General features: G+C 65.9%; 31 protein-coding genes. 15 read left to right on the top strand and 16 right to left on the bottom strand.

The features are described 5' to 3' along the window. Positions 1–98 precede the first annotated feature (98 nt). The 3 genes from HACJB3_RS03495 to HACJB3_RS03485 all read left to right on the top strand — a co-directional run bounded on the left by HACJB3_RS03495 (position 99) and on the right by HACJB3_RS03485 (position 2,264). Positions 99–710 carry an MBL fold metallo-hydrolase gene (locus tag HACJB3_RS03495; protein WP_008417917.1) on the top strand — a complete coding sequence of 204 codons (612 nt, stop codon included), beginning with the start codon at positions 99–101 and terminating at the stop codon, positions 708–710. A gap of 27 nt (positions 711–737) precedes the next feature. Next, positions 738–1,511: a GNAT family N-acetyltransferase gene (locus HACJB3_RS03490; protein WP_008417918.1), complete on the top strand. Its 774-nt coding sequence runs from the start codon at positions 738–740 to the stop codon at positions 1,509–1,511. Between the two features lie 66 nt (positions 1,512–1,577). Next, the gene (locus HACJB3_RS03485; RefSeq protein ID WP_008417919.1) at positions 1,578–2,264 is read left to right on the top strand and encodes a helix-turn-helix domain-containing protein; all 687 of its coding nucleotides are present in this window, start codon (positions 1,578–1,580) and stop codon (positions 2,262–2,264) included. A gap of 1 nt (position 2,265) precedes the next feature. Here HACJB3_RS03485 and HACJB3_RS03480 read toward each other — a convergent pair whose 3' ends face one another. After that, positions 2,266–2,601, bottom strand: coding sequence for a ferredoxin (locus HACJB3_RS03480; protein ID WP_008417920.1), 336 nt, complete (start codon positions 2,599–2,601; stop codon positions 2,266–2,268). 82 nt (positions 2,602–2,683) lie between these two features. On the opposite strand from HACJB3_RS03480, the gene HACJB3_RS03475 reads away from it, so the two are divergent. Next, positions 2,684–2,980: a DUF3784 domain-containing protein gene (locus HACJB3_RS03475; RefSeq protein ID WP_008417921.1), complete on the top strand. Its 297-nt coding sequence runs from the start codon at positions 2,684–2,686 to the stop codon at positions 2,978–2,980. A 2-nt stretch (positions 2,981–2,982) separates the two neighbouring features. On the opposite strand, the gene HACJB3_RS03470 is transcribed toward HACJB3_RS03475, so the two are convergent. Then, positions 2,983–3,525, bottom strand: a complete 543-nt coding sequence (locus HACJB3_RS03470; protein ID WP_008417922.1) for a peptidylprolyl isomerase — start codon at positions 3,523–3,525, stop codon at positions 2,983–2,985. Between the two features lie 85 nt (positions 3,526–3,610). Between HACJB3_RS03470 and HACJB3_RS03465 the strand changes: the two genes are divergently transcribed. Continuing rightward, on the top strand, positions 3,611–4,588 hold the full coding sequence (locus tag HACJB3_RS03465) for a succinylglutamate desuccinylase/aspartoacylase family protein (RefSeq protein WP_008417923.1): 978 nt from the start codon (positions 3,611–3,613) through the stop codon (positions 4,586–4,588). On the opposite strand, the gene HACJB3_RS03460 is transcribed toward HACJB3_RS03465, so the two are convergent. After that, positions 4,585–5,658 (bottom strand): glutamate-cysteine ligase family protein, encoded by a 1,074-nt coding sequence (locus tag HACJB3_RS03460; RefSeq protein WP_008417924.1) that lies wholly within the window; start codon positions 5,656–5,658, stop codon positions 4,585–4,587. The two genes, HACJB3_RS03465 and HACJB3_RS03460, sit on opposite strands and share 4 nt — an antisense overlap. A 46-nt stretch (positions 5,659–5,704) precedes the next feature. Then, positions 5,705–6,763 carry an anthranilate phosphoribosyltransferase gene (locus tag HACJB3_RS03455; protein WP_008417925.1) on the bottom strand — a complete coding sequence of 353 codons (1,059 nt, stop codon included), beginning with the start codon at positions 6,761–6,763 and terminating at the stop codon, positions 5,705–5,707. A gap of 90 nt (positions 6,764–6,853) precedes the next feature. Between HACJB3_RS03455 and ahbB the strand changes: the two genes are divergently transcribed. Next, positions 6,854–7,894: a siroheme decarboxylase subunit beta gene (ahbB, locus tag HACJB3_RS03450; protein WP_008417926.1), complete on the top strand. Its 1,041-nt coding sequence runs from the start codon at positions 6,854–6,856 to the stop codon at positions 7,892–7,894. A 12-nt stretch (positions 7,895–7,906) separates the two neighbouring features. Here ahbB and HACJB3_RS03445 read toward each other — a convergent pair whose 3' ends face one another. Together HACJB3_RS03445 and HACJB3_RS03440 are read right to left on the bottom strand one after the other, a co-directional pair. Beyond that, positions 7,907–8,164, bottom strand: a complete 258-nt coding sequence (locus HACJB3_RS03445; protein ID WP_008417927.1) for a hypothetical protein — start codon at positions 8,162–8,164, stop codon at positions 7,907–7,909. A 23-nt stretch (positions 8,165–8,187) separates the two neighbouring features. After that, a complete protein-coding gene (locus tag HACJB3_RS03440) occupies positions 8,188–8,427 on the bottom strand; it encodes a hypothetical protein (RefSeq protein ID WP_013199378.1) in 240 nt (79 codons plus the stop codon). 93 nt (positions 8,428–8,520) lie between these two features. Between HACJB3_RS03440 and HACJB3_RS03435 the strand changes: the two genes are divergently transcribed. Both HACJB3_RS03435 and HACJB3_RS20100 read left to right on the top strand, forming a co-directional pair. Continuing rightward, on the top strand, positions 8,521–8,709 hold the full coding sequence (locus HACJB3_RS03435; RefSeq protein WP_008417929.1) for a hypothetical protein: 189 nt from the start codon (positions 8,521–8,523) through the stop codon (positions 8,707–8,709). Positions 8,710–8,740: 31 nt separating this feature from the next. Beyond that, positions 8,741–8,911 (top strand): hypothetical protein, encoded by a 171-nt coding sequence (locus tag HACJB3_RS20100; protein ID WP_008417930.1) that lies wholly within the window; start codon positions 8,741–8,743, stop codon positions 8,909–8,911. Here the strand turns inward: HACJB3_RS20100 and msrB are convergent. Then, positions 8,905–9,297 (bottom strand): peptide-methionine (R)-S-oxide reductase MsrB, encoded by a 393-nt coding sequence (gene msrB / locus HACJB3_RS03430; protein WP_008417931.1) that lies wholly within the window; start codon positions 9,295–9,297, stop codon positions 8,905–8,907. The genes HACJB3_RS20100 and msrB overlap by 7 nt on opposite strands. Before the next feature lie 197 nt (positions 9,298–9,494). On the opposite strand from msrB, the gene HACJB3_RS03425 reads away from it, so the two are divergent. Both HACJB3_RS03425 and glmS read left to right on the top strand, forming a co-directional pair. Further along, positions 9,495–10,673, top strand: coding sequence for a sugar phosphate nucleotidyltransferase (locus HACJB3_RS03425; protein ID WP_081461300.1), 1,179 nt, complete (start codon positions 9,495–9,497; stop codon positions 10,671–10,673). Between the two features lie 2 nt (positions 10,674–10,675). Beyond that, the gene (glmS, locus tag HACJB3_RS03420) at positions 10,676–12,478 is read left to right on the top strand and encodes a glutamine--fructose-6-phosphate transaminase (isomerizing) (RefSeq protein WP_008417935.1); all 1,803 of its coding nucleotides are present in this window, start codon (positions 10,676–10,678) and stop codon (positions 12,476–12,478) included. A 6-nt stretch (positions 12,479–12,484) separates the two neighbouring features. On the opposite strand, the gene HACJB3_RS03415 is transcribed toward glmS, so the two are convergent. After that, positions 12,485–12,886 (bottom strand): hypothetical protein, encoded by a 402-nt coding sequence (locus tag HACJB3_RS03415; RefSeq protein ID WP_008417936.1) that lies wholly within the window; start codon positions 12,884–12,886, stop codon positions 12,485–12,487. A gap of 163 nt (positions 12,887–13,049) precedes the next feature. Between HACJB3_RS03415 and HACJB3_RS03410 the strand changes: the two genes are divergently transcribed. Both HACJB3_RS03410 and HACJB3_RS03405 read left to right on the top strand, forming a co-directional pair. After that, positions 13,050–13,580 carry a metal-dependent hydrolase gene (locus HACJB3_RS03410; RefSeq protein ID WP_008417938.1) on the top strand — a complete coding sequence of 177 codons (531 nt, stop codon included), beginning with the start codon at positions 13,050–13,052 and terminating at the stop codon, positions 13,578–13,580. Between the two features lie 77 nt (positions 13,581–13,657). Continuing rightward, on the top strand, positions 13,658–13,792 hold the full coding sequence (locus HACJB3_RS03405) for a hypothetical protein (protein ID WP_008417940.1): 135 nt from the start codon (positions 13,658–13,660) through the stop codon (positions 13,790–13,792). Between the two features lie 78 nt (positions 13,793–13,870). Here HACJB3_RS03405 and HACJB3_RS03400 read toward each other — a convergent pair whose 3' ends face one another. From HACJB3_RS03400 to HACJB3_RS03390, 3 genes are all read right to left on the bottom strand, one after another. Next, entirely contained in the window at positions 13,871–15,295 is a 1,425-nt protein-coding gene (locus HACJB3_RS03400; RefSeq protein WP_013199376.1) for a hypothetical protein, read from the bottom strand. 179 nt (positions 15,296–15,474) lie between these two features. Next, entirely contained in the window at positions 15,475–15,810 is a 336-nt protein-coding gene (locus HACJB3_RS03395) for a hypothetical protein (protein WP_008417951.1), read from the bottom strand. A 201-nt stretch (positions 15,811–16,011) separates the two neighbouring features. Continuing rightward, positions 16,012–16,680 (bottom strand): hypothetical protein, encoded by a 669-nt coding sequence (locus HACJB3_RS03390; protein WP_008417953.1) that lies wholly within the window; start codon positions 16,678–16,680, stop codon positions 16,012–16,014. Between the two features lie 356 nt (positions 16,681–17,036). Between HACJB3_RS03390 and HACJB3_RS03385 the strand changes: the two genes are divergently transcribed. From HACJB3_RS03385 to HACJB3_RS03375, 3 genes are all read left to right on the top strand, one after another. Beyond that, positions 17,037–17,747 (top strand): haloacid dehalogenase type II, encoded by a 711-nt coding sequence (locus HACJB3_RS03385; RefSeq protein ID WP_008417955.1) that lies wholly within the window; start codon positions 17,037–17,039, stop codon positions 17,745–17,747. Between the two features lie 80 nt (positions 17,748–17,827). After that, positions 17,828–19,132: a CARDB domain-containing protein gene (locus HACJB3_RS03380; protein ID WP_008417957.1), complete on the top strand. Its 1,305-nt coding sequence runs from the start codon at positions 17,828–17,830 to the stop codon at positions 19,130–19,132. A 70-nt stretch (positions 19,133–19,202) separates the two neighbouring features. Next, on the top strand, positions 19,203–19,538 hold the full coding sequence (locus HACJB3_RS03375; protein ID WP_008417959.1) for a hypothetical protein: 336 nt from the start codon (positions 19,203–19,205) through the stop codon (positions 19,536–19,538). Positions 19,539–19,645: 107 nt separating this feature from the next. Here the strand turns inward: HACJB3_RS03375 and HACJB3_RS03370 are convergent, their stop codons facing one another. From HACJB3_RS03370 to HACJB3_RS03350, 5 genes are all read right to left on the bottom strand, one after another. Next, the gene (locus HACJB3_RS03370) at positions 19,646–20,032 is read right to left on the bottom strand and encodes a DUF7344 domain-containing protein (protein WP_013199375.1); all 387 of its coding nucleotides are present in this window, start codon (positions 20,030–20,032) and stop codon (positions 19,646–19,648) included. A 61-nt stretch (positions 20,033–20,093) separates the two neighbouring features. Beyond that, on the bottom strand, positions 20,094–20,546 hold the full coding sequence (locus tag HACJB3_RS03365; protein WP_008417962.1) for a CBS domain-containing protein: 453 nt from the start codon (positions 20,544–20,546) through the stop codon (positions 20,094–20,096). 105 nt (positions 20,547–20,651) lie between these two features. Then, positions 20,652–21,389, bottom strand: a complete 738-nt coding sequence (gene aglF / locus HACJB3_RS03360; RefSeq protein ID WP_008417963.1) for a UTP--glucose-1-phosphate uridylyltransferase AglF — start codon at positions 21,387–21,389, stop codon at positions 20,652–20,654. A 128-nt stretch (positions 21,390–21,517) separates the two neighbouring features. Continuing rightward, a complete protein-coding gene (locus tag HACJB3_RS03355) occupies positions 21,518–22,825 on the bottom strand; it encodes a hydroxyacid-oxoacid transhydrogenase (RefSeq protein ID WP_008417964.1) in 1,308 nt (435 codons plus the stop codon). Continuing rightward, positions 22,825–23,622 (bottom strand): N-acyl homoserine lactonase family protein, encoded by a 798-nt coding sequence (locus tag HACJB3_RS03350; protein WP_008417965.1) that lies wholly within the window; start codon positions 23,620–23,622, stop codon positions 22,825–22,827. The genes HACJB3_RS03355 and HACJB3_RS03350 overlap by 1 nt, the downstream gene beginning before the upstream one ends. Positions 23,623–23,650: the final 28 nt, after the last annotated feature.

Raw genomic sequence — 23,650 nt, 5'->3', positions numbered from 1 at the left:
AAAAATCTACGCCGACGGGAGGCTGTCGTGATCCCGGAAACAACACGAGTGTAGCATCGCGGTACAATCCTTATACGACCGGCCGGCGAGGTACCGGTATGGCCGTTCACAACCTGACCGCCGACGCCGAGACGTTCACCTGTAACGTCTTTCTCGTCACCGGCGAGGAGACGACGCTGGTCGATGCCGGCGCCATGCCGGGGATTGTCGATGCGATCGGCGAGCACGTCGAGAACCTCGACCGGGTCGTCCTCACCCATCAACACGGCGATCACGTCGAGCAGCTCGATGCGGTCGTCGAGGCGTTCGACCCCGACGTCTACGCCTACGGCGAGCACGCCCACCGAACCCACGAACTGTCCGATGGCGATACAGTCGAGGTCGGCGACGAGACTTGCGAGGCGATCTACACGCCCGGCCACGCCGACGATCACGTGTCGTTCGTGGGCGAGTCGACGATATACAGCGGCGACGTCGTGGTTCACGACGACGGGGCGTTCGAGGACGGGAGTTTCGGGCGCACGGACATGGCCGGTCAGTCCCGCGAGGAGCTGATCGAGAGTATCGAGCGGATCCTCGATCGGCTCCCCGAGGGCGTCGAGTCGATGTACGCGGGCCACGGCGGGGAGTTTCACGGCGACGTCCGGCGCGTGATCGAGCGCGCGCTCGAACGCGCCGAACGCCGCGAACCGAAATACCCCGAGGAGTGAGGACGAACCGGGTAGCCTTTTATTCCCGTGGGCGTCGAAACGGACGTCATGGAGATCACGGACGCCACCGCGGAGGACACGCAAGCGATCAGATCGGTCGCCGAACGCTCGATGGAAGCCTCGTACGCGGTCAGTCCGGATACGCTGGAGGCGATCCTCGACGAGCAGTTCGACTCCGAGCGATTGACCGACCTCATCGAGAGCGACGACTGGATCCTCCTCGTCGCGACCGACGAGGACGAAGTCGCCGGGTTCGTCGAGGCCGAGATCGACGATGGTGTGGGGATGTTGACGTGGCTGCACGTCGCGACCGAGTTCCGCGGGATGGGCGCCGGGTCGGGGCTCTTCGAGGCCGCCCGCGAGCGCCTCCACGAGGCGGGCGTCTCGGGCGTTCGCGCGCGCGAACTGGCCGACAACGCGGAGGGACAGGGCTTTTTCGAGTACTTCGGCTTCGAGAAGGCAGAACAGGACCGCATCGAGATCGCGGGCGAGGACCTCGTCGTCGATGTCTTCGCCGAGAGCGAATCCGACACCGAGGGCGAGGACGAAACCGACAGCGAACCCCAGGGGACGGTCGAAACCGACGACGGGACCGTCTACGTCGACCGGGACGAGGAACTGGCCGGCGAGAGCGGCCCCTTCTTCGTCGCCTACACCGACGAGGACTACGAACAGCAGTACAGCTTCTACTGTGGCAACTGCGAGTCGATCGTCGAGGCCGTCGACGGGATGGACCGGATCGAGTGTGAGAACTGCGGCAACCTCAACAGGCCCGACGAGTGGGACGGCGGGTATCTCTGAGCGACCCGGCCGTGGACTCCCGCGCGGTGTAGAAACCCATATTTGAACGGGGGTCCTTCGCGTACCATGGCGACGATCACCGACTTCCGGGTGCCAGTAGAGCAGTTCGCGCTGGCCGATACCTTCTCGCGGGTCCCCGATCTGTACGTCGAGATCGAACGCTTCGCCGCGCAGGAATCGGATTCGGCGATCCCGTTCGTCTGGGTGCGGGCCGAGGACTTCGATGCGTTCGAGGCGGCCCTCGGGACCGATCCCTCCGTCGATCGATACACCGTCCTCGCGGAGTTCGAGGACGAACGGTTCTACCGGATGAACTGGGTCGACGAGGTCGAACTCGTCGTCCACCTGCTCCTCGAAGAGGAAGGGGTGATCACGCAGGCCCACGCGAACGACGGGACGTGGCACCTGCAGGTGATGTTTCCCGATCACGACTCGCTATCGGGGACCTACGAATTCTGCGAGGACCGCGGCCTCGATCTCACCGTCGATTCGATCTACAGTCTCGACAACGAGGGCGAATCACAGTTCGGGCTCACCGACTCACAGTACCGCACCCTTTCGGCGGCCAAAGACCGGGGTTACTACGAGGTCCCCCGCGAGACGACGATGTCAGAACTCGCGGACAGCCTCGACATCTCCCATCAGGCGCTCTCCGAACGCCTCCGTCGGGCCCATGGGAGCCTCGTCGACCGGGCGCTGTCGACCTCGAACGCCAAGAAACAGCCCGGACAGCCCCTCGAGGAATCGCACTGAGTTACCAGTCGACGCTCAGGGTGCCGTCGCCGTGTGGATCGGGTGCGATCTCCTCGTCCGTGCGCCGGTCGACGACGTGGATCACGCCACGGTCCTTCTTGGCGGGACAGAGTTCGGCCGCCCGGACGTTCTCTTCTAACTCCTCTTCGGTGATGAAGTACGAACGGGGTTTCGCGATCCCCGTTTCGAGATCGAGCTCCCAGTTCCGGGAGGCTTCAGCGCATTTCCCTGCCCCAAAACACTTGTTGGCCTCGAAGACGATCTTGTAGGGTTTCTCCTCGATCGGCGGGGCGTCCGTTTCGCCGATCTCGCTCGGACGGGGCGTCGAATCGCTCATAGTCGAGGAAGGGACCGGGCGGGCTTTCGGGTTACGGTTTCGGGGCCGACAGCATTAGGGCACTCGAAGGAGCAGAGCCGGCATGTCCCTCGCGCTCGCCGTGGTCCTCTGGGTCAGCGGGTTCGCCCTCGTCGGACTCGGCCTGCTGGTCCGGGAGGGCCATCCCGAACTGATCTCGGGGTACGACCCCGAGGCGGTGCGCGATCCGGAAGGGTTGGCGGCCTTCGTCGGCCGGTGGACGGTCGTCCTCGGGATCGCCCTCGTCGCGAGTGGGTTCGTCCCCGAGGCCCGCTGGGAGGGGACGTTCGTCGTTGGATTCGTCGGGCTGACGCTTGCGGTGTCGGTGTGGCTGCTCGTCGGCGCGCGCCGGTACGCGTAGGGCTACCCGTCGATCGTGACCGACTCGATCTCGATGGTCGTCGTCGGCTTGTCCTGTGCGTCGGTCTCGGTGGCGCCGATCTCCTCGACGACGTCCATCCCCTCGACCACTTCCCCGAAGACGGCATGGCGGTCGTCGAGGTGGGGCGTGGGCGCGAGCGTGATGAAAAACTGCGAGCCGTTCGTGTTCGGGCCGCTGTTTGCCATCGAGAGGGTGCCCGCAGAATCGTGGCGCAGCTCGTCGTGGAACTCGTCGTCGAAGCTGTAACCGGGCCCGCCCCGACCGGTGCCGGTCGGGTCTCCCGTCTGGATCATGAACTCGTCGATGACGCGGTGGAACTCGACGCCGTTGTACAGCCCGTCGCCGCGGACCTCGCCGCTCTCGGGGTCCTCCCAGGTGGGTGTGTCGGGGGCGGGGTCGTCGCTTGCGGCCGGGTCGTGTTCCGCGAGGTTCAGGAAGTTCTCGACGGTGCGGGGCGCGCGCTCGTCGAACAGTTCGATGGTAATGTCGCCTTTCGTCGTGTGCAGCGTCGCGGTCGTACCCATGGTTGGTCAGTCGTCGAGACGGCGTAAAACGCTGGTGATCGCCCCGTGAGCGTATTGATAGTCGTCGGGCGCGAATCGAGCGGGTATGGTCACTCACGACGCCGAGCGACTCACGCTCGCCCGGCTTCCCTCGGGAATCGAGATAGAGACGACGATCCACCGCTATCGCGGCGGGCGAAGCGGCCCGAAGATCTATGTTCAGGCCGCCCAGCACGGCCGGGAGGTAAACGGCGTCGAGGTCCTCAGGCGGCTGCACGACCGGCTCGTCTCGGCGGAACTCGCGGGCGAGGTGATCGCGGTCCCGGTCGCCGATCCGCTCACCTTCGATCGGGTCTCCTACACCACCCCCGAGGCCCTCGACAGCATCAACGCCAACATGAACCGGGCGTGGCCCGGTAGCTCGGACGGAACCCTCCACGAGCGCATGACTGCAGCCCTCTGGGAGCGCGCACGCGAGGCCGACGCCGTCGTCGACCTGCACACGGGCAGCCCCGAGATGCTGACCCACGTCGTGTTCATGGCCGGCGACGACGGCTCGCGCGCGCTGGCCGAGGCGTTCGGAACCGACCTCCTTTTAGCGGAGCGCGCCGGCGAGGCGGCAAACGAGGAGTGGAGCCAGCGCGGCTTCGACGGCAAACTCCGGGTCGCGGCTACGCGGGCGGGGATCCCGACGATCACGCCCGAACTCGCGTCCAACAAACGGATCGACGAGAGCGCGGTCGAGGCCGGTCTCGAGGGGACGCTGAACGTCCTTCGGGATCGCTCGGTTCTCTCGGGGGCTCCCGAACCCCGCGGCGAGCGCCGCCTCGCGCGCAACCACCTCGGGCGCGTCACCGCGACCGACTCGGGGCTCTTTCGAGCCGAGTCCACGCTCGAAGTCGGCCGGGAGATCGAGGCCGGTACCTACCTGGGAACGTTGTACGACCCGACGACCTACGAGGTGCTCCAGGAGGCGCGCGCCGACCGCGACGGGATCCTCTATGCACTGACCAAGGAGGCGACCGTCACCGCCGGCGGGAAGCTCGCGAACGTCGCGTTGCCCCTCGACAACGAGGACGACTAGAGTGTGGCGACGTCCTCGCGCAGCCGCGCCGCGTACTCGAGGCGGAGTTCGCGGGCGCGCTCACGGTCGATGTGCTCGCCCGCGTCGATCGTCTCCGAGATCGGGACGTAGCCACCGGAATCGATCCCCAAGGCGCCGAGATACCGCTCGATGGCCGGCGTTCGTCCCTCAACGATGGCCTCGCGGGTGAGATCGCGTAGCCCCTCGAAGGTCGGTATCACCACCGCCTCGTCTTCGATCCCGGGCTCGCCGATCTCGACCGAGCGCTCCTCGAGGGCCGATACCGCCGTCGTCACGTCCGCGAGCAGCGCAAGCAGCTGGCTCGGGAGGGTGGCGTCGGGCGCGCGCCACTCGACGGTCGGCGAGCCGAGCCGAAGGCGAACCGGCGTCAGGACGCTATTTTCGGGTTCGACGTGGCGCTCGAACTCGGCGTCGTCGATCCCGCGTTCGGCCGCCAGCGCGCGCAGTTCCTCGTAGGCCCCGGTGAGGCGGTCGTTCCACTCGTTCATCGAGTCGGCGTACTCCCAGAGGTCACGGTGTCGCGAGAACGCCCGGCCGGTCTCGTAGCGATAGACGTACGCCCGCGAGGAGTGCGCGAGGCGCCGGCCGTCGTAGTAGGGTGAGGAGGCCACCAGCGCGAGCGTCGGATCGAGCGCCGTCAGCAGGTTGATCTGGTCCGGTACCGCCCGCTTGTCGAAGTGGACGTGCGTGCCCGCACAGTGTTTGGCGTACTCGACGCCCTCTCCGTAGAGGCGTTCGAGCAACCGCCCGCGATCGGAAATAGCGGGCATCGTCTCGCTTACGAGGGGCGTTCCCAGCGGAACGAGTTCCTTGCCGGCGTCCGCGGCGGCCGCGAGTCCCGCTTCGAGGACCTCCCGCAGATCCGCACGCACCGCCTTGAGGTCCGAACGGGGCGGCGTCTCGAACTCGACCATCGGGGCGACGAACTCGTGGTCGATCCGGTCGTGGGCGGCGACGATCTCCTCGCCGGCACAGAGGTGACCCTCCCCGTCGATCACCCAGTACTCGACCTCCAGCCCAACGGCCATCCCGACGTCCGGTTCGCTCATACGCTCGTGAGGGTATCCGGGGCAAATACGTTGTCGGTGGGCCGACTCAGAACGCCTGCAGGTCCTCGAGAACCGCCGTTGCGCTCCCGTCGTCGATCGCCTCGCGCGCCGTCTCCAGACCCACGTCGATCGATCCTGCGTCCCCGCGGGCGTAGATCCGCAGCGCGGCGTTGAGCGAAACGGCGTCGGTAAAGCCGTCCGTTCGCTCGCCGGCGAGGACCTCGCGAGTGATGGTCGCCGAATCGGCCTCGACGTCCTCGACTTCGAGGTCCTCGCTCTCGAAGTCCATGCCGTATTCTCCGGTTTGGATCTCGAAGTCCGAAAACTCCCCCTCGCGCCATTCTGCGACCTTCGTCAGTCCCGGTCGGACGTCATCGTACCCCTCCATGCCCTGGAACATCAACACGCTCGAGAGGGACTGCTCGCTGCGCTCGAAGGTCTCGACGATCCGCTTTGCGAAGGGCAAATGATAGAAGCTTCCGAGATGAACGTCGGCGTTCGCGGGGTTCGCAAGCGTCTCGATCGTGTTGACGAAGGTCCGTACGCCCATCGCGTCCCGGCGCTCGAAGAGAGCACCGATCCCGGGGTTGAACTCGGGCTGGTAGTAAAACCCGAACCCGCATTCGTCGACCATGTCGGCGCTCTCGTCGGGATCGAGTTCCGTACGCACGCCCAGTTCGTCGAGCACGTGCTTGTACGCGGTCGCCTTTTGGGTAGGGACGCGATCGCCCGAGTGGGCGACGACGGGCGTGCCCGCGCCGGCGGCGACACAGCCCGCGGCGACGCCCAAGAGTGCGGAGGTGTGTTTGCCGTCGTAGTTCGCCCCGCAGTCGACGGGATCACAATCGGGCTCGGCGACGACGACCGACTCGCGCATCACGTCGGTGAAGGCGGCCAGTTCCTCGGCGGTGTTTCGCTTCCAGCGGTTCGCCAGCCAGAAGGCTCCCAAGGTAGTGTGGTCGGGCTCGGCGTCGAGGATCCGACGGAACGCTTCTGTGGCCTGTTCGTAGGTCATGTCGTCGGCGGACTTGTGTCCCGAACCGACGACCTCGCTCATCAAGCGCTTGAGCGGCCACTCGCCGTACTCCCGGGTCGCTTGTGCCATATCGGGGGTTGGGACGGCGGGCGCAAAAACGCTCGCCTTCGCCCGCGAAAACCGGTACGCTGTAATGTGCGCGACCCCTTTCTCCGAGCAATGAGTACGCTGGAGGACGACTGGCGATCCGACCTCGACGAGGTCGACGCCGCCCTCATCGACGGCTATCAAAGCGGCGTTCCCGTCGAAGTCAGACCCTTCCGGGCGATCGGCGAGGCAGTCGGCGTGAGCGAGACGGAAGCGCTCGCGCGCGTCGAGGCGCTCGTCGAGCGCGGTATCGTCCGGCGGTTCGGCGCGGTGCTCAACCCGCCGGTGATCGGCTCCTCGACGCTCGCGGCGGTGCGTGCCCCCGAAGAGCGCACGGAGGAGGTCACGGCAGTGATCAACTCCTACCGGCAGGTCAACCACAACTACCGTCGGGACCACGAGTGGAACACCTGGTTCGTCGTCACCGCCGGCTCGCGGGAGACTCGCGACCGGATCCTCGCGGAGATCGAAGAACGGACCGGCTGTACGGTGTTGAACCTCCCGATGCTGACGGACTTCTACATCGATCTGGAGTTCCCCGTCGTGAACGCGGACCGGTTCGCCCGTGAGTCGAGTTCCGGGACGGATCGGGTCGAGGCGACGGCGATCAGCGAGGAGGCGACCGGCGACCTCACGGCGCTCGATGCCGCCGTCCTCCTCGAGATCCAGGAGGGGCTGCCCCTCTCGCGGACGCCGTACGCGGACGTGGCGCGGGCGACGGGCTACGATACCGACGCGGTGATCGAGTCGGTCACCCGGCTGCTCGCGGCGGGCTGTATCAAGCGGGTCGGCTGCGTGATAAACCACGTCGTGACGGGCTTTACGGCCAACTGCATGGTGGTCTGGAACGTCCCCGACGAGGAGTTAGACGGGCGCGGACGGGCCGTTGGGGCGTTGCCCTCGGTCACGCTGTGTTATCACCGCCCGCGCCGGAGCGAGCTCGGCTGGGAGTACAACCTCTTTACGATGATCCACGGGCGCGATCCGGCGGCCGTCGACGCCCGGATCGACGCGCTCGCCGAGGAGTACCTCCCCTACGAGCACGAGCGGCTCTATTCGACGGAGACGCTGAAACAGACGGGCGCGCGCTACGACGAGTTGCTCTCGGCGTAGCCGACACCGACCTCAATCGCGCGCGGTCGTAAAGAGGATCGGGCCGATAACGATCAGGGCCACGCCCAGCAGCTTATACGACACCGAGGAGACGGTCGCCGGAACGAGCAAGAACAGGACGCCGAAGAGGACCACGTTTAGCGAGAGTAGCTTCTTCGAGAGGGGAAACGACCCGAGCACCGAGAGGATGAACGCGACCACCAGCACCTGTGCAAACGAGTAGTTCTGGATGAAGTCGTCCAGCGGCTGGAGTGGGACGAACTCAAGCATTCTTGCCCGGAACTGCGCGGGATTCAGTCTTTAACCTTCCGTTCCACGTCCTCGGCGTCGGGTTCGGGCCCCGTGATATCGAGCGGACGGATCCAGCCGTACCAGACCACGGCGATCATCAGGGTGTAGCCGACCACCCAGACGATCCGCCCCAGCATCTGCTGGTCCAGCACGACCGAGAAGACGTAGTTCATCACGCCGGGGACGAGGATACCCGTCACCAACACGAGGACGAACGCCGCCTTGCTCGAGAGCGTTGCCATACCGACGGTTCGGGCCACGGAACCCTCAATCGCTCGGTTCCCGCCCGCCGCGCCTCGCAGGGTATATCCGGCTGGAGGGCGAACCCTCTGCGGATGTCGGTTCGCACCGCCCTGGGGTTCTACCGTGCTCACTGGCTGTCGCTGACGATGGTGGCGGTGGTTATGGCGCTGTATTTCACGAGCGCGCTGCTCCACGGGGACTACTGGCACGTACTGGCCGGGGCCCTCGTCCTCGCACTCGGCGTGGGCTGGCTCTGGCGACGATACGAGCCCCCAGCGTAGCTGTTTTGTAGGTGCTGAATGAACGTCCGCCATGCGATCAGCCGACACCGTTCGCGAGCGCATCGCGGAACTCGAGGACAGATACGACGATCAGGATCCCCCCTCCTCGCCGCTGGAGGACGAACAGGAGGCCGAACTACTGCGCGCGATCGAGGAATTGGAGTGGGTCCTCGAAGAACGCGAGGAGCCGCCGGGCTACTGACCTTCGAACTCGAGGGCGGCGGAGTTGATACAGTAGCGATCGCCCGTCGGCTCGGGGCCGTCCTCGAAGACGTGACCCAGGTGGCCCTCGCAGTTCGCACAGACGACCTCCACGCGCTCCATGCCGTGGCTGTGGTCCTCGCGGAACTCGACGGCCCCCTCCTTTGCGTCGGCGAAACTCGGCCAGCCACAGCCGTGTTCGAACTTCGTTCCCGAGTCGAACAGTTCGGCCCCACAGCCCGCACACCGGTAGGTACCGTCCTCGAAGCGATCGACGTACTCCCCCGTGAAGGGGCGTTCGGTGCCCGCCTCCCGCAGGACGTGGTACTGCTCGTCGGTCAGGCGTTCTCGCCATTCGGCCTCGCTCGAAGCGTCCGGATCGCTCATACCCACCGTACGGGCCGGGGGGCGAAAAACCTGTTCGACCACGCGTCACACCGCCTCACGACCGTTCGGAAAAACCGGGTGTTCGACCGCGAAAACGCGGGGAGAACCCGATTCCGGTCGATAAACCGTTGTGATTCCGCCGAACCGTCGGGTGCAGGATGAAAGGCATAAGTGCCAGTCGGGCGATGCGGTGGTATATGGACACGTTACCTGCGGTCGTACTCGCTGCCGGGGAAGGGGTACGACTGCGACCCCTGACGCGCCATCGGCCCAAGCCGATGTTGCCCGCGGCGAACAAACCCATCCTCGCCCACGTCTTCGACGGGTTGATCGAGGCCGGCGTCAGCGAAATCACCGTCGTCGTCGGCTACGGTCGAAGCCGCGTACAGGACCACTTCGGACCGACCTACAGGAACGTTCCGCTGACGTACGTCGTCCAAGAGAAGCAACTGGGCTCGGGCCACGCGTTGTTGTCGCTCGAGGACCGCTTCGAGGAGCCCTTTCTCGTCGCGTACGGCGATCAGATCCTCGATTCGAACATCATCAGCGACGTCATCGAGGCGACCGGGGAGGAGGTGGCCACGCTCGGCGTGCTCGATCACAGCCGCGTCGAACACTACGGCGGCGTCATCATGGACGGTGACCGGGTGACCGACCTCGTCGAGCGCCCGACCGACGAACGCAGATACCGTCTCAACGCCGGTATCTACGGGCTGAATCCAAAGATCTTCGAGGCGATCAGGAACGCCGAACCGCGCGACGGCGAGCACTCGCTGATCGACGCGCTCTCGTGGCTCGTCGACTCGGATGCCGCCGTTCACGGAACCGTCACCGACGGACTGTGGGTCGATGCGACCTACCCGTGGGACCTGCTCGAAGTGAGTCGCGACCTGACGGACGCCGGTCTCGCCGGCGAGGGTCGCGACGAGCGCATCGACGACAGCGCGACCGTCCACGAGACGGCGATCATCCGCGACCCGGTCGTGATCGGGGCCGACGCCGAGGTCGGCCCGGGGACGGTGCTTGGACCGTACACCTGTCTGGGCGAGAACGTCACCGTCGAGTCGAGCGCGGTCATCGAGGGATCGCTTCTGGATTCCGATACGCGCGTGGGACCGAACGCGACGCTGATCGACTGTGTCACCGGGCAGGGCGTCTCCGTCGGCGCGGGCACGACCGTCCCCGGCGGACCGGGCGACGTCCGCGTCGGAGACCGGATGTTCGAACGCGAGCGACTGGGCGCGCTGTTCGCCGATCGCGTCGAGATCGGCGGGGCCTCCTCGTTCGCCCCGGGGACGATGGTCGGGCCGGACGCGACCGTACGGACGGGTGCGGACGTCGGCGGATCGATTGCCGAGCGAACGGAGGTCCGATAGCCATGTGTGGGATCATCGGCTACGCCGGCACCGGACGCGACCGGGAGGTCCTCGACGTCCTGCTGACGGGGCTGTCGGGACTGGAGTATCGGGGCTATGACTCGGCGGGGATCGCGCTGGCCGACGAGGCGATCTCGGTCTACAAGAGCGAGGGCGAACTCGAGAACTTAGAGAGCGTCCTCGAGGACCGAAACGTCCCGGACACGCCCGTCGGGATCGGCCACACCCGCTGGAGCACCCACGGCCCGCCCTCCGACCGCAACGCCCACCCCCACGCCGACTGCGAGGAGCAGGTCGCGATCGTCCACAACGGCATCATCGAGAACTACGAGTCCCTGCGCGAGGAACTGGCGGCGGACGGTCACACCTTCTACAGCGAGACCGACACCGAGGTCGTCCCCCACCTGATCGAACACTACCTCGACGAGGGGCTGGACCCCGAATCGGCGTTTCGCACGGCCGTCTCGCGGCTGGAGGGTAGTTACGCGCTGGCGGCGGTCTTCGAGGGCTCGGAGACGATCTACGCCACCCGGCAGGACTCCCCGCTCGTGTTGGGCCTCTCCGAGGAGGGGACGTACCTCGCGAGCGACGTCCCCGCGTTCATCCAGTACACCGACCAGGTGATCTACCTCGAGGACGGCCAGTTCGCCGCGCTGACCGACGACGAGATCGTCGTCACTGACGGCGAGGGACAGGTCCTCGAACCGTCGGTCGAGACCATCGAGTGGGACGCCGAGGACGCCGGCAAGAGCGGCTACGACCACTACATGCTCAAGGAGATCAACGAGCAGCCCCGCTCGCTGCGCCAGTGTCTGCGCGGCCGGGTCGACGAACTCGAAGGCAGCGTCACCATCGAGGAACTCGCGGGACTCTCGATCCCCGAGCGGGTGCAGTTCGTCGCCTGCGGGACTTCTTATCACGCCGCGCTCTACGGCGAACTCACCCTCCGGGAGCGGGGGGTCAACGCCCAGACGTTCATGGCCAGCGAGTACGACCGCGCGTCGGTGCCGATCGACGACGAGACCCTGGTGATCGGCGTCACCCAGAGCGGCGAGACCGCAGACACCCTGCGGGCGCTCCGGCAGGCCGGACAGGCCGGCGCGACGACGGTGGCGGTAACCAACGTCGTCGGTTCCTCGGCCGCCCGCGAGTGCGATTATACGATGTACATCCGCGCAGGACCCGAGATCGGGGTCGCCGCCACCAAAACGTTCGCGAGCCAGCAGACCGCCCTGACGTTGCTTGCGGACGCGGTCGCCGACGGCCAGCGCCGCGAACTGCTGGGGGCGCTCCGGGACCTGCCCGATCACGTCCAGTCGATCCTCGACGAGTCACAGGCACAGGAGATCGCCGCCGAGTACGAGGACGCCGGGGCGTACTTCTTCATCGGGCGGGGCTACAACTACCCCGTCGCCCTCGAAGGCGCACTAAAAATGAAGGAGATCACCTACAAACACGCCGAGGGGTTCGCGGCGGGCGAGCTCAAACACGGCCCGCTCGCGCTCGTGACCGGGGAGACGCCGATCTTCGCCGTGGTGACCGGCGACGACCAGCGGGCGACGAAAACCATCGGCAACGTCAAGGAGGTCGAGGCGCGGGGCGCGCCCGTCATCGCCGTGACCGACGGCCAGTCCGACGTCGAGCGCTACGCCGATCACGTCCTCTCGATCCCCGAGACCCATGGACGAGTCGGCCCGATCCTCGCGAACGTCCAGCTGCAACTGGTGTCGTACTGGCTCGCGAACAGTCTCGACAGGTCGATCGACAAGCCACGCAACCTCGCGAAAAGCGTCACCGTCGAGTAGCCCGTCTCAGTCGTTTCGTCTACCGTCCTTCGAACCCCAGCCGAACAGCGCGATCACCACGTAGCAGGCGCCGATCGCGCGCGTCATCGGGACGACCCACGGCTTCCAGTCGAGGCGTTCTGCGTCCTCGTAGACGAGGTCGGTCCAGTACTCGAGATAGCCCTCGGGTGAGAGAACCGCCAGCAGCCCATACCAACCGAGGACCGAACGGACCAAGCCCGACAGCGCACCCGGACGGACGAGTGCCGCCAGAACGACCAGGCCCTCGAGACGGGCAACGAGCGGCACCCAGGACCGGAGCGAGCACTCGCCGGGGTTTTCGAGCGAGAGGCGTTCCCCGAACACGATGACCCGTTCGGGTACGAGCAGTTCGACGACGGCGAGGGTCGCGAGCAACCGCTTTATCATGTGAATTACTACCATTCGAGGTGCCAAGAGTCTACTCCCGATCGGCAGGGATCGCGACGGGTCTCGCACACATCACCGATACTCGGCTGTCGGAATTTTCGTTTCGGCCGCAGTAATCATCACACCAGCAACACTAAACGCGCGTGGCGGGTAGACGGCGGCAATGTGGCCGTGGGAACACGCGGCGCTCGGATACGTCTGCTATTCGGCGCTGACGCGGCGCCGCCTCGACGCGCCGCCGGGCGACGTCGCAGCCCTCCTGGCGGTGTTCGCGAGTCAGTTGCCCGACCTGATCGACAAGCCCCTCGCGTGGACCGTCGGGGTGGTCCACTCGGGGCGGATGCTCGCTCACGCACCGATCGTCGCGGTGGCGCTGTGTTTCGGCGTCTGGTGGTACCTCGCGCGCCGGTCCGAGACGGAGTACGGCGTCGCCTTCGCCGTCGGCTACCTCTCACATGTGGCGAGCGACGCGCTACAGTCGGTTCTGGTCGGGGAGTACGCCTACGCGCGCTTTGTCCTCTGGCCGCTCCTCTCGGTTCCGACGGACCAGCAGGAAAGCGTGCTCGCCGAACTGGGTGCGTTCGATCCCGCACTCTCGGCGACGCTGGTCGTTTCGGCGGTCGTGGGGCTGGCGACCGTCGGCCTCTGGATCGCGGACGGAACCCCCGGACTCGGCGTATTTCATCGGTCGTAACGGCGACACGGCGAGTTCGCGTCGCCCGACCGGCCTGCAGACCCCACCTATTAGTACTGGGACGTGTTCACATAGGCATGGTCAGAGTCTCGTCGCTGGTGGTGCTCGTGGGAATCGTCCTGCTGTTCGTCCCGATCCCGCCGATCGCGACGATCGCCGGGGTGCTCGTCATCCTCGCGGGCGTGGCGTTGCGGGTGGTGACCGGCAAATAACGCCCGGATCAAGGGACCGGTGGCTCCCGATCCCCACGGCACGAAAGGAAAGACCGCCCGTTTCTCGGTGATCGGCGTTCAGTACTCGAAGACGTCGTAGCGGCCGTTGCCGCTGACACTCAGATCGTCGGTCTCGACCGAGCCCGCACCGCCCGTGACCGAGACGCCGTCCCGGACCGTTCCCGAGAGGTCCATGTCGACGTCGTGGATGCTCGCCGAGTCGACCCCGGGCATGACGCGGATGGCTTCGGTCTGGTCAATGCTCATCTCGATGGAGACCTCCGAGACCTCGAGTCCCGACCCGCCGTCGAGTCGGATCGGGCGCTGGCCGCCGAAGCCGTCGATGTCCTCATCGTAGACGAACTCCGTCCCTTCGATCGAACTCCCGTCGCCGCCCAGACGGACCCCCGCGACGTTGGCGTTCTCGACGCGTCCACCCTCGACGTGGACGGTTCCGTCGGCGCTGCTGTCGCCCTGTGAGCAGTAGATCCCGTTGTCGGGGAAGGGGCCGATCTGGATGTCCCGCAGGGTGACGGTGCCCTCGTGGTAGTTGCTTACCAGCAGGCCCGTCCCGCCCCGGCCACCGGAGACGTCCTCGCCGCCATCGGAGAGGTCGACGTTCTCGACGAGGCCCTCGCCGTCGCTCGATTGCATCCCGACGAGCATCGGACCTTTGCTGGGCGTGTCGTGTTTCCCGGAGACGGTGAGGTCACCCGCGTAGAGATCGTCGCCGGCCTGGAGTTCGAAGACCCGGCCGCCGGTGTTGTCGCCGCTGATGTCGGCGGTGAACCCCTCGACGTGGAGGTCGTCGATGGGGCTCCGATAGGTACCGAGTTTGAAGGTATAATCATCGGTGGGGGCGACGCGGATGGTGGCGTCGTCGCCGACCATGCCGAACTGCTCGTAGCCCGCGATGCGGACGGTGCCGTCGACGAGGTACTCGCCGGCGGGGAACTTCACGAGGGTGCCGTCGTCGGCGACGCGTTCGAGCGTCGACATGATCGAGCTATCGCCGTCGTTGTCGGCCCCTGCCTCCACGATGTCCACTACCTCCGAGTACTCCGACTCGTCGACCTCGCTGTCCCCGTCGTCGTCCGAGTCCGCTTGCGCACTTGCGGTGTCGGCGCCGTCGGACAGTTGTGCGGGTTGGCCGTCGATGGTGACGTCGACAGGCGCGTCGGCCTCGAAACCCGTGATCTCGCCGGTGAACGCAAAGGAATCGGCCTCGCGCGTCGTCCGGCCCGAGACGTGTGCGCCGTCGATCTCGTCGAAGGATTTTATCGTCGCCCCCTGGGCCGTGGATTTCTCGACGTCGCCCGTGACGCTGAACTCGTAGTGGGCCGTCGATCCGCGACCCGTGACCGTCAGGACGGTCCCGTCGTCTGCGGCAGCGACCGAACCGAACACCGGGACGCTCGCAGCGCCCGCGAGCACGCCGAGGTAGCTCCGTCGGCTAGTGTTCGTGATACGTTCGTTCTCTCCGTTGGGGTCTACGTCCGTCATGTGAGATTATCTTAATACATCAATCAGTCGTATAAATGTATCACGGTATAATATTTCACAAGAAAAATATTATGAAAAAATATACTTGTGGCGACGAACGCTCCCGAAACCGGGTTCGCGAGGGTGAATCGACTCGGATACTACGTCGTTCGTTTTCGACATCGCCGCCGACTGATAGATCAACTGACCACACCGTTGGGATCGTAATCCACCTCGACGGGGCCGTCTCGGAGGGTCACGTCGAGACCGTCGATCGCCTCGAGATCGATCTCGTGGTCACACGGATCGAGCCGGATGCCGGCACTGTAATCGGTCAGGGCCGCTCGCCGCCGGGCGTCGCTCCCGTAGTCGGCGGCGTCGACCGGCGACGGGGCGATGACCGCGTCGACGGTTGCGGGTACCCCACAGTGAGGACAGTTCTTCAGGCCCGACAGCTGCGTTTCGATGCGCGAGCGTTCGCGGTCGGCGACCGCACCGGAGAGTTCGTGGCTCAGTCGATTCAGATTGATTATCACTTCTTCAACACCTAGTACGTGAGTTCGTCGATAGTATCAAATATCTTTTACCTGAACAAATAGGTAATTTCAATATCATATCAGTGAACTCTCCCCGTGGCCGGATCGAACGGCGGTCCTCGGGGGGTGGGCCGGTCCCGTGGGACACCGGAGTCGGACGGGAAATGACCCGACACGCCGGGCAAGGCGTGTGTCGGTCGGCTACTCGACGTTCGTGAACGTAGTGGTCGATTCATCGGCCCACTCGAGGGTGACCGTCCCCTCGTCGACCGTCACGTCCTCGATCAGCGTCCCGGAGTTCGCGGGTTCGTCCATCGTCGGGGTATCGACCATTAACTCGGCCCCGGCGAAACCGTTCAGTTGCTCCCCATCGAGCGACGGGGTCATCGGTTCGGCGAGGGGATCGTCGACGTCGACCTCGTCGGGGTCCTCGGAAGCGTCGTCGACGCCGTCCTCGACGGCCTCGACCGGTTCGACAATCGGCGCGTTGACGACCTCTATCGTCGTATCGCTCAGCATCTCGACCACCCCCTCGGGAGCCATGTCGCTCGGCTCGTGGACCGTTGCGGTGAGTTGGCCGTTCTCCTCGAGGACGTACATCGTGCCGTTGGGCTGGTGGACGCCGAAGGCGTTGTAAACGATGTCGACCTCGACCGCGTGGACGTCGAAGTGCCGGACCTTGCCGCCCTTCGCGGGTTCGTCGCGCATCGCCTCGCGTAGGTGTTCCTGGGCGGCGTAGCCACCGCCCATCATGGTAGCGGCCGTCCCGGCACTGATCATGAAGTTGCGCCGCGACGTATCGACTCGTTCGGAAGACAGGTCGTCTCGATCGCCTGTTCGGTCGCGTTGTTCGGATGGATGTTCGCTCATGCTATGGTCGCGATAGGTCGGTGAGCGAGAACGGCTACTGTTATCGAGCAGTTAGCCCTCGTAAGTCGAGACTACGAGCCCGCTAAGACCGTCTGAGTACGGCGAAAACCACGATCGGGACGCGATAAAGCGGTTACAGGATCGGTCACGAACGACACCTGACGGTAGTTCGATATTACATCGAATCCGTGAAGTGAACGGTCCGGATACTGACATCGGTGGCGTTCCACATACGGGTGAGGTCACGAACGACGGCCTCACACCGCTGACAGCCTCCCCGCCTTCGGGCGGGTGTCCTCCGATTCGGGTTCGCGGGTACTACACCTATATCGTCCTCCGGTCGGTAGTCTCGTGGGATGACGACGATTGCCACGGAGACGATCCGCGAGGAGACACGGGTGCTCGCGTTCGACCTCTGGGATACGCTCTTGGACCGCGAATCGACACTCGTGCCCGCGCTCGGGGAGTTGCTTACTGCCCACGGGAGCGAGTACGACCCCGAGATCCTTCTGCGACGATACCTGGCGATGCACTTTCGGGACTCGATGATCGACTCGCTGATCCCCGGCCCCCACACCCCCTTCAAGGAGATCAGCCGACGGGCACTGGCCTACCGCCTCGACCAGATCGGACTCGACGTCCCCGACGAGGCGGTGCGCGAGGTCATCCGCCGCTGGAAGGAACTCCGACCGTATCCCGACGTCGACGACGCATTGGCGCGTCTGGGCGAGGAATACCAGTTGGTGGGACTCTCGAACGGGGACCCCGATATGCTCGAAGCGGTCCGCCCCAACTTCGAGAGCGAACTCGACGGGGTGGTCTCGGTCGCGGAGGCCGGGGCGTACAAACCCCACCGGGCCTCCTATGATCGCTGTTGTGAGCGTTTCGACGTCGCCCCACACGAGGTGCTCTTCGTGACGTCCCACACGTTCGATCTGGTGGGCGCGAAGGCGATCGGCATGCGCGGGGCGTTTCTCAATCGCCACGAGAACCCCTACGGGGGCTGGATCCACCGGCCGGATCTAGTCGTCGAGGACGCGGGGGCGTTGGCCGACGCACTGTGTTGAGGCGGTTCGGACGACGGTGAGGCGAAGGGGCTACGTTCGCTCGCCCACTCGAATCGGTATCGACTGATCGGTGGACCGACATGGACGAGGACACCGGGGACGGATTCCCCATCGACCGGCGGGACTTGTTGCGCCTTGGAGGTGCGGGGCTGGCCCTCGGTCTCACGGGCTGTACGGACCGCGGGGCCGGCGAGGAGAGCGGGGCGAACGGTTCGGGTTCGGGGGATGAACCCTCGATGGCCGTCGTCGAAGCCGCCGTCAGCGCGAGTACGGTGACGACCGAGGAGACGCTCGAAGTCCGAGCCACCGTCGAGAACCGCGGCGACAGCGAGGGGACCTTCTACGCGGAACTCCGGATGGACGAGGTGATCGTCAAGACCGAATCGGTCACGGTCGCCCCCGGAGCGGAGGAGACGGTGACGTTCTCGGGGACGTTCGCCGAGCCCGGCGAGTACGCGGTCGACGTCAACGGCGAGCCCGCGGGAACGGTCGTCGTCGAACGCCCGCCGCCGGCCTTCGAGGTCCGAGAGGCGACACTCGACCGCCGGACCGTCGCCGTCGGCGGGGAGCTAACGGTGACGGCGACGATAGCGAACGTCGGCGGGCAGGCAGGGACCTACGCCGCCGAACTCCGGGTCGACGGGCGGAGCGTGACGAGTCGGGAGGTGCGCGTCGAGGCGGGCGCCGAGGAGACGGTGACGCTCACGCACGCGTTCGACGCCCCCGGCCGATACGAGATCGGCGTCGGCGCGACCGTCGTCGATACCATTCGGGTCGCACCGCCGGCGGCCTTCGAGATCACGGCCACCGAACTCGACCGGGCGAGGATCGGGGTCGGCGAGCGCGTCGAGGTGCGCGCGACGGTCACGAACGTCGGTAACCTCGAAGGGACGACCGGAATCGAACTCCGACGGGACGGCGAGGTCGTCGCCCGGCGCGAGGTGACGCTCGCGCCCGCGGAGACGGTAACGGTTCACATGCCCGTCGAGTTCTCCGAGGCCGGGGCCTACGAACTGGCCGTCGCCGCGACGGATCGGGCCGTCGGCGCCCCGCGCGGCGTCGGGACGGTGTACGTCAGGGCCTGTTCGACCGCCGTCTCCGAGACGGTCACCGTCGGGAGTCGTTCCGCCGAGGAGTACGCCTTCGACCTGCGGGAGAACGCCATGATCACGGTCGTCTCGCGCACGCGCGAGGGTGTCGACCCGACGCTCACCGTCGTCGGGCCTTCGGGCGAACGGCTGATCGAGGGGGCGAACGGTACCGAGATCCGAGAAAGGGTCACGACGCGGGCGGCGGGCCGTTACACGGTCCGCCTCGACAACGGTGCGGTCCTGCCGTGGCGCTCGGGAACCTGGGCCGTCGAGATCGAACGCTGTACGTGGTGAGCTCTCGGTCGGTTCTGGTGGTTTCCATGGCAGGGTCGTCGTTTTAGCGCTTCGTATCCTACGGGCCCCGATGAACGACCCGATACGAACGCTCGCCGATGTCGCTCCACACGACCGCGTCCGAGTGACGCTCCTGAACGGCGACCGACTCGAGGGGCGGGCACAGCCGGTCGAGTTCGAGCCCGAACGACGCGTCCGGGTCGAACTGCGAAGCGGGGACGTAGATCGCGCGATCCGGTACGACGTCAGTTCGACGTACCGAACCGACGAGTGGGAGACCCCCGTCGCCCGGCGGTACGACGTCCGACACGAGGAAAGCGAGTGGATCACGATGGGAGACGTAAGCGAGGCATCGATCACGGAACGTTCCTCGGACCGGGAGGACCGATCCGACGAACGGGTCTAAACGGGGAAACGGACGAGACCGTCGCCGGTCCGCGGGGACGGCGCCTTCGGATCCATCGACCTGCCGGTCGGGCTACGGGGTCGATCACGCCCGTCCGAGTTCGGTCTTCAGTAGAAGACGCCGTCCTGATTGCGCGTGAGCCGGGGCGGTCTGAGGTGGGTGAGCGCGTCGGCGGCGATGGCCCGCCGGACGCGGTCGGCGAACGAAAGCCGGCCGTCGAGACAGACCAGCCCCGATTCGCGGTCGTACTCGATCGCACCACACGCCCCGAGGGCGGGAACGTCGCGGGTCCGGAGCGCGTTCTCGGCGCTCTCGGTTCCGAGCCCGACACGGGGGGCGACGTACTCGCCTACCTCCGGGATCGTCACCGGATACCGGCAGGTCCGCAGATAGCGGAGCGCGTACCACCGACGGGTGTTCGCGCGCGCGCCGACGGACCGACTCGCATTCGCGTTTCGAAGCGGCGCCATGTCCTCCCATTCGGGGCCCGACATACGGAAACCTCCCCCTACCTGTGCCGGGATATTAAATGATGGATGATCCCCCGACGAGTCGCTACTCGTCGGCCGGTAGCGGCGAGTCGTCGGCGACATCGAGTCGTAACGGGTCGCCGTTCCAGTCGATATCGAGGCTGTGTGGCGAGAGGTACAGCGCGAGGGTCGCCGCTGAGAGGAGACCGCAGTAGATACCCTCTCCGTCGACGACCGCCAAGTGTCTGACGCCCCGCTCGCGCATGAGGGCGCCGGCGGCCGTCACCGAGGTGTCGGGCGTGACGGTGATGACGGGCGAGGACATGAGGGCCTCGGTCCGGGCGGGACGCGAGGCTTCGGCGATGCAGGCGACGAAATCCGACTCGGTGACGATCCCGACCAGGGCGTCGTCCTCGAAGACGACCAGCGCCGATACCTCCGGATCGCGGAGGGTCTGGGCGGCTTCTTCGATCGGTGTCGACGGGGCGAGAACGCGGTCGGATCGGGTCAGCACCGTATCGACGGTGAGTTCGATCATGCGTGAGAATATCCATCACATCCCCTGAGTCTATCGTAGATATGGATTATACGACCTAGTACAATTAGAGGAATGACAGGAACGGGGACGGTCGCGGGGTTCGCGTCAGTCGGCCCCGGCCAGTGCTTCGATCCCTTCGCGCAGCCGTCGTTCCGCTTCGTCGCGGTCCTCGGGGTAGCCGACGTCGATCCGCCAGCCGTCGAGCCCGATCGCGTCGATGGTCCGGCCCGACCGAATGAGGAGGTCGATCGCCTCGCTGATCTCGTACTCGCCGCGATTCGAGGGCTGGACGAGCTGGCAGGCGTGGAAGATCGCCGGCGAGAAAGTGTAAAAGCCGGTCATCACGAGGTTGGTCGGCGGGTCGTCGGGCTTCTCGATGACCTCGGTGATCTCGCCGTAGTGGTTCGTATCACAGACCCCGTACCGGCCGGCCTCCTCGTAGGGAACTTCCTCGACGAGGAAGGCGGCGTCAGCCCGCTCTTCGCGTTGGCGCCGGACCACGTCCGTGAGGTTCGCGTTGAACACGTTGTCCCCGAGCATCAGCATGAAGTCGTCGTCGATGTGCTCTTCGACACACAGCAACGCGTGGGCCAGCCCCAACTGCTCGCGCTGGTGGGCGTAGGTGATCGGGATGTCCCGGTAGGAGTCACCGAAGTGCTCGATGATGTGTTCTTTCATATGGCCGACGACGACGACGAACTCCTCGGCGCCGAGTTCGGCCAGCCGGTCGAAACAGTGGGCGACCAGCGGCTTGTCGTCGACCTCGACCATCGCCTTCGGTTTGTCCTCGGTGAGCGGTCGCAGACGCGTCCCCTTCCCCGCGGCGAGTACAACGGCCTTCATCGTATTGACAGACGATATCCAGATTTTAAATAATTTGCGACTTCGTAGATTATACTAGACACTTAGTCAGTTTATTGACATTCGAGCGCGAAATCAGGGCGGGACGGCAACGGCGGACGCGGGGCGGTTCACTCCCAGTTGTACAGCGCCTCCCGGAAGATCCCCTCGACGTCCGCCTCGGTGACGGGCCGGGGGTTACACCGCAGCAGGCGTTGTTGGGTCTCGACGGTCTGGGTCGCGAGCCACCCGATGTCGTCCTCATCGATCCCCGCGAGTTCGGCCAGCCCGCTCGGAATGACGTTCAGGTCGCGCTGGAGCTGTATGTACTCCTCTTTCAGCGCGTCTGCGGCCTCGCGGGTGTTCAGCCCGGTGGTGTCGACGCCGAACAGTTGAGCGAGGTCGGCAAATCGCTCGGGATCGCTCGCGGCGTTGTATCCAAGCGTGCTGGCGGGCGTGAGCGCGGCGATCGTCTCGCCGTGGTAGGTGTGATAGCGATTACCTACCGGATAGGCCATCGCGTGACAGAGGGTCGCACCGGCTGTCAGCCCGGAGATCGCTCCCATGAGCGCCCCCTGAAGCATGTTCTCGCGGGCCTCGAGGTCGTCGCCGTTGTGGACCGCCCGCCGGACGTTCGAGGAGAGGAGGTGAATGGCCTTCTCGCTGAACATCTCCGTGACGGGGGTACGACCTGCGTAGACGGGGCGGGTCGCGGGATCCTCCGCGCGAAGCAGGCTGTCGTACGAGTGGGTCGTGTACCCCTCGATTGCGTGGCCCAGCGCGTCCATCGCGGTTTTGGCGGTCTGTTCGGGCGGGAGGGTCGTCGTCAGCGTCGGATCGAGGACGGCGGCGTCGGCCCGGATGTGATCGCTCGAGATCCCCTCCTTGATCCCCTTTTCCTCCACCGAGAGGATCGCCACCGGCGAGATCTCTGCACCGGTGCCCGCCGTGGTCGGCATGAGGACTAACGGCGGGCCCGACTCGGTGATCGATTCTCCCTTTCCCGTCGGTTCGGCGACGTAATCGAGGGGCTGGCCGCCGTTGGCGATCACCGCCCGGGTGGTCTTGGCGGTGTCGATGCAGCTCCCCCCGCCGAGGCCGACGTAGAAGTCGTAGCCCGCCTCGCCGCGTTCGTCGCGGACGAAAGAGATGCAGTCCTCTATGGCCGCGATGGAGGGCTCGCGCTCGACGCCGTCGTAGACGTCGAGTTCGTACTCGCCGAGTTGCTCGCGGACGCGTTCGGCGTGCCCCAGCCCGAGGAGGGTCTCGTCGGTGACGAGCAACCCATGGGAGCCGGGTTCGACGCCCAAGTCCTCGAACTGGAAGTCCAGTTCCTCGACCGCGTCGCGGCCGAAGCGAATTCGAGGCATCTCGAGTTTCCAGACCGTTTCGGGGGTCTGGGCGTGCTCGGGTGCGGAAATCGAGCGCTCATAGCCCACTAGGACCACCCCGAGAGCGCCGCGTACTGCTCGGGGTCGTGCCCGTAGACGACGGTCGCGTCGTGGCGGCGTTCGAGTTCTTTGATCTCCTGAAGGGTCTCGAACCAGTGGCGGTGACTCCACAGCAAGCCCGCCCCCAGCGGGACTTCCTCCTCGTAGTTCTCCGCGCGGTAGATCTCGTCGCCGGCGAAGATCAGTGTCTCGCCCCCGAGGTGGATCACCGTCCCGGTCAGCCCGGGGGTGTGCCCCGGAAGGCGGACGAACTCGACGTCCTCGAAATGCGTCTCGCGGTCCCGATGGAGCACCCGCCAGTTCAGATCGTGATCGAAGTCCCCCAGTATGTAGGCGGCGCTTCCCTCGTCGGTCTTCGCGCTGTAGTAGGCGAACTCGATCTCCTTTTTGTGGGCGAACACCGGCACGTCGGTCCCGTCGAAGTGATGGAGCCCGCCGGCGTGATCCAGATGCAGGTGGGTCTGGAAGACGTAATCGATGTCGTCGAGCGAGTAGCCCGCACTCCCTAGATCGGTTTCGAGGTCGTGTTCGTCGGCGTCGTGGGGGTAAAACGCCTGTTTCAGGCCCTCGGGCCAGTGGCCCTCGAGGGCGTCCTCGTGGTTGCCGGTGTCCCAGAGGATCGTCCCCTCGGGGTGGTCGATCACCAGGTTGTAGACCGGGATCTCGGCGTACTCCGGCTCGGGATCGGGCTCGTCGTGGCTGGCGAGCGTGTTCCCCTCGAGCATGTAGTTCTGGTCGCACAAGAGCCCGCCGCGATCGATCACGTCGATGGTCGCATCAACCATACCAGACGATGAACCGAGAGCCACGTCA

The sequence above is a fragment of the Halalkalicoccus jeotgali B3 genome (assembly GCF_000196895.1).
Classification (GTDB): domain Archaea; phylum Halobacteriota; class Halobacteria; order Halobacteriales; family Halalkalicoccaceae; genus Halalkalicoccus; species Halalkalicoccus jeotgali.
The sequence above is the reverse complement of the archived record's forward strand: the minus strand, read 5'-3'. Positions and strand labels throughout refer to the sequence as shown.

Coding starts and splice junctions, on each gene's coding strand:
- HACJB3_RS03445 (WP_008417927.1), bottom strand. CDS start 8,164: ATGCTTGAGTTCGTCCCACTCCAGCCGCTGGACGACTTCATCCAGAAC.
- HACJB3_RS03475 (WP_008417921.1), top strand. CDS start 2,684: ATGTCCCTCGCGCTCGCCGTGGTCCTCTGGGTCAGCGGGTTCGCCCTC.
- ahbB (WP_008417926.1), top strand. CDS start 6,854: ATGAGTACGCTGGAGGACGACTGGCGATCCGACCTCGACGAGGTCGAC.
- HACJB3_RS03460 (WP_008417924.1), bottom strand. CDS start 5,658: ATGAGCGAACCGGACGTCGGGATGGCCGTTGGGCTGGAGGTCGAGTAC.
- HACJB3_RS03370 (WP_013199375.1), bottom strand. CDS start 20,032: ATGTCGGGCCCCGAATGGGAGGACATGGCGCCGCTTCGAAACGCGAAT.
- HACJB3_RS03410 (WP_008417938.1), top strand. CDS start 13,050: ATGTGGCCGTGGGAACACGCGGCGCTCGGATACGTCTGCTATTCGGCG.
- HACJB3_RS03350 (WP_008417965.1), bottom strand. CDS start 23,622: ATGGTTGATGCGACCATCGACGTGATCGATCGCGGCGGGCTCTTGTGC.
- HACJB3_RS03465 (WP_008417923.1), top strand. CDS start 3,611: ATGGTCACTCACGACGCCGAGCGACTCACGCTCGCCCGGCTTCCCTCG.
- HACJB3_RS03480 (WP_008417920.1), bottom strand. CDS start 2,601: ATGAGCGATTCGACGCCCCGTCCGAGCGAGATCGGCGAAACGGACGCC.
- HACJB3_RS03380 (WP_008417957.1), top strand. CDS start 17,828: ATGGACGAGGACACCGGGGACGGATTCCCCATCGACCGGCGGGACTTG.
- HACJB3_RS03385 (WP_008417955.1), top strand. CDS start 17,037: ATGACGACGATTGCCACGGAGACGATCCGCGAGGAGACACGGGTGCTC.
- HACJB3_RS03375 (WP_008417959.1), top strand. CDS start 19,203: ATGAACGACCCGATACGAACGCTCGCCGATGTCGCTCCACACGACCGC.
- HACJB3_RS03400 (WP_013199376.1), bottom strand. CDS start 15,295: ATGACGGACGTAGACCCCAACGGAGAGAACGAACGTATCACGAACACT.
- HACJB3_RS03405 (WP_008417940.1), top strand. CDS start 13,658: ATGGTCAGAGTCTCGTCGCTGGTGGTGCTCGTGGGAATCGTCCTGCTG.
- HACJB3_RS03495 (WP_008417917.1), top strand. CDS start 99: ATGGCCGTTCACAACCTGACCGCCGACGCCGAGACGTTCACCTGTAAC.
- msrB (WP_008417931.1), bottom strand. CDS start 9,297: ATGAGCGATCCGGACGCTTCGAGCGAGGCCGAATGGCGAGAACGCCTG.
- HACJB3_RS20100 (WP_008417930.1), top strand. CDS start 8,741: ATGCGATCAGCCGACACCGTTCGCGAGCGCATCGCGGAACTCGAGGAC.
- HACJB3_RS03455 (WP_008417925.1), bottom strand. CDS start 6,763: ATGGCACAAGCGACCCGGGAGTACGGCGAGTGGCCGCTCAAGCGCTTG.
- aglF (WP_008417963.1), bottom strand. CDS start 21,389: ATGAAGGCCGTTGTACTCGCCGCGGGGAAGGGGACGCGTCTGCGACCG.
- HACJB3_RS03440 (WP_013199378.1), bottom strand. CDS start 8,427: ATGGCAACGCTCTCGAGCAAGGCGGCGTTCGTCCTCGTGTTGGTGACG.
- HACJB3_RS03365 (WP_008417962.1), bottom strand. CDS start 20,546: ATGATCGAACTCACCGTCGATACGGTGCTGACCCGATCCGACCGCGTT.
- HACJB3_RS03415 (WP_008417936.1), bottom strand. CDS start 12,886: ATGATAAAGCGGTTGCTCGCGACCCTCGCCGTCGTCGAACTGCTCGTA.
- HACJB3_RS03435 (WP_008417929.1), top strand. CDS start 8,521: ATGTCGGTTCGCACCGCCCTGGGGTTCTACCGTGCTCACTGGCTGTCG.
- HACJB3_RS03485 (WP_008417919.1), top strand. CDS start 1,578: ATGGCGACGATCACCGACTTCCGGGTGCCAGTAGAGCAGTTCGCGCTG.
- HACJB3_RS03390 (WP_008417953.1), bottom strand. CDS start 16,680: ATGAGCGAACATCCATCCGAACAACGCGACCGAACAGGCGATCGAGAC.
- HACJB3_RS03470 (WP_008417922.1), bottom strand. CDS start 3,525: ATGGGTACGACCGCGACGCTGCACACGACGAAAGGCGACATTACCATC.
- HACJB3_RS03425 (WP_081461300.1), top strand. CDS start 9,495: ATGGACACGTTACCTGCGGTCGTACTCGCTGCCGGGGAAGGGGTACGA.
- glmS (WP_008417935.1), top strand. CDS start 10,676: ATGTGTGGGATCATCGGCTACGCCGGCACCGGACGCGACCGGGAGGTC.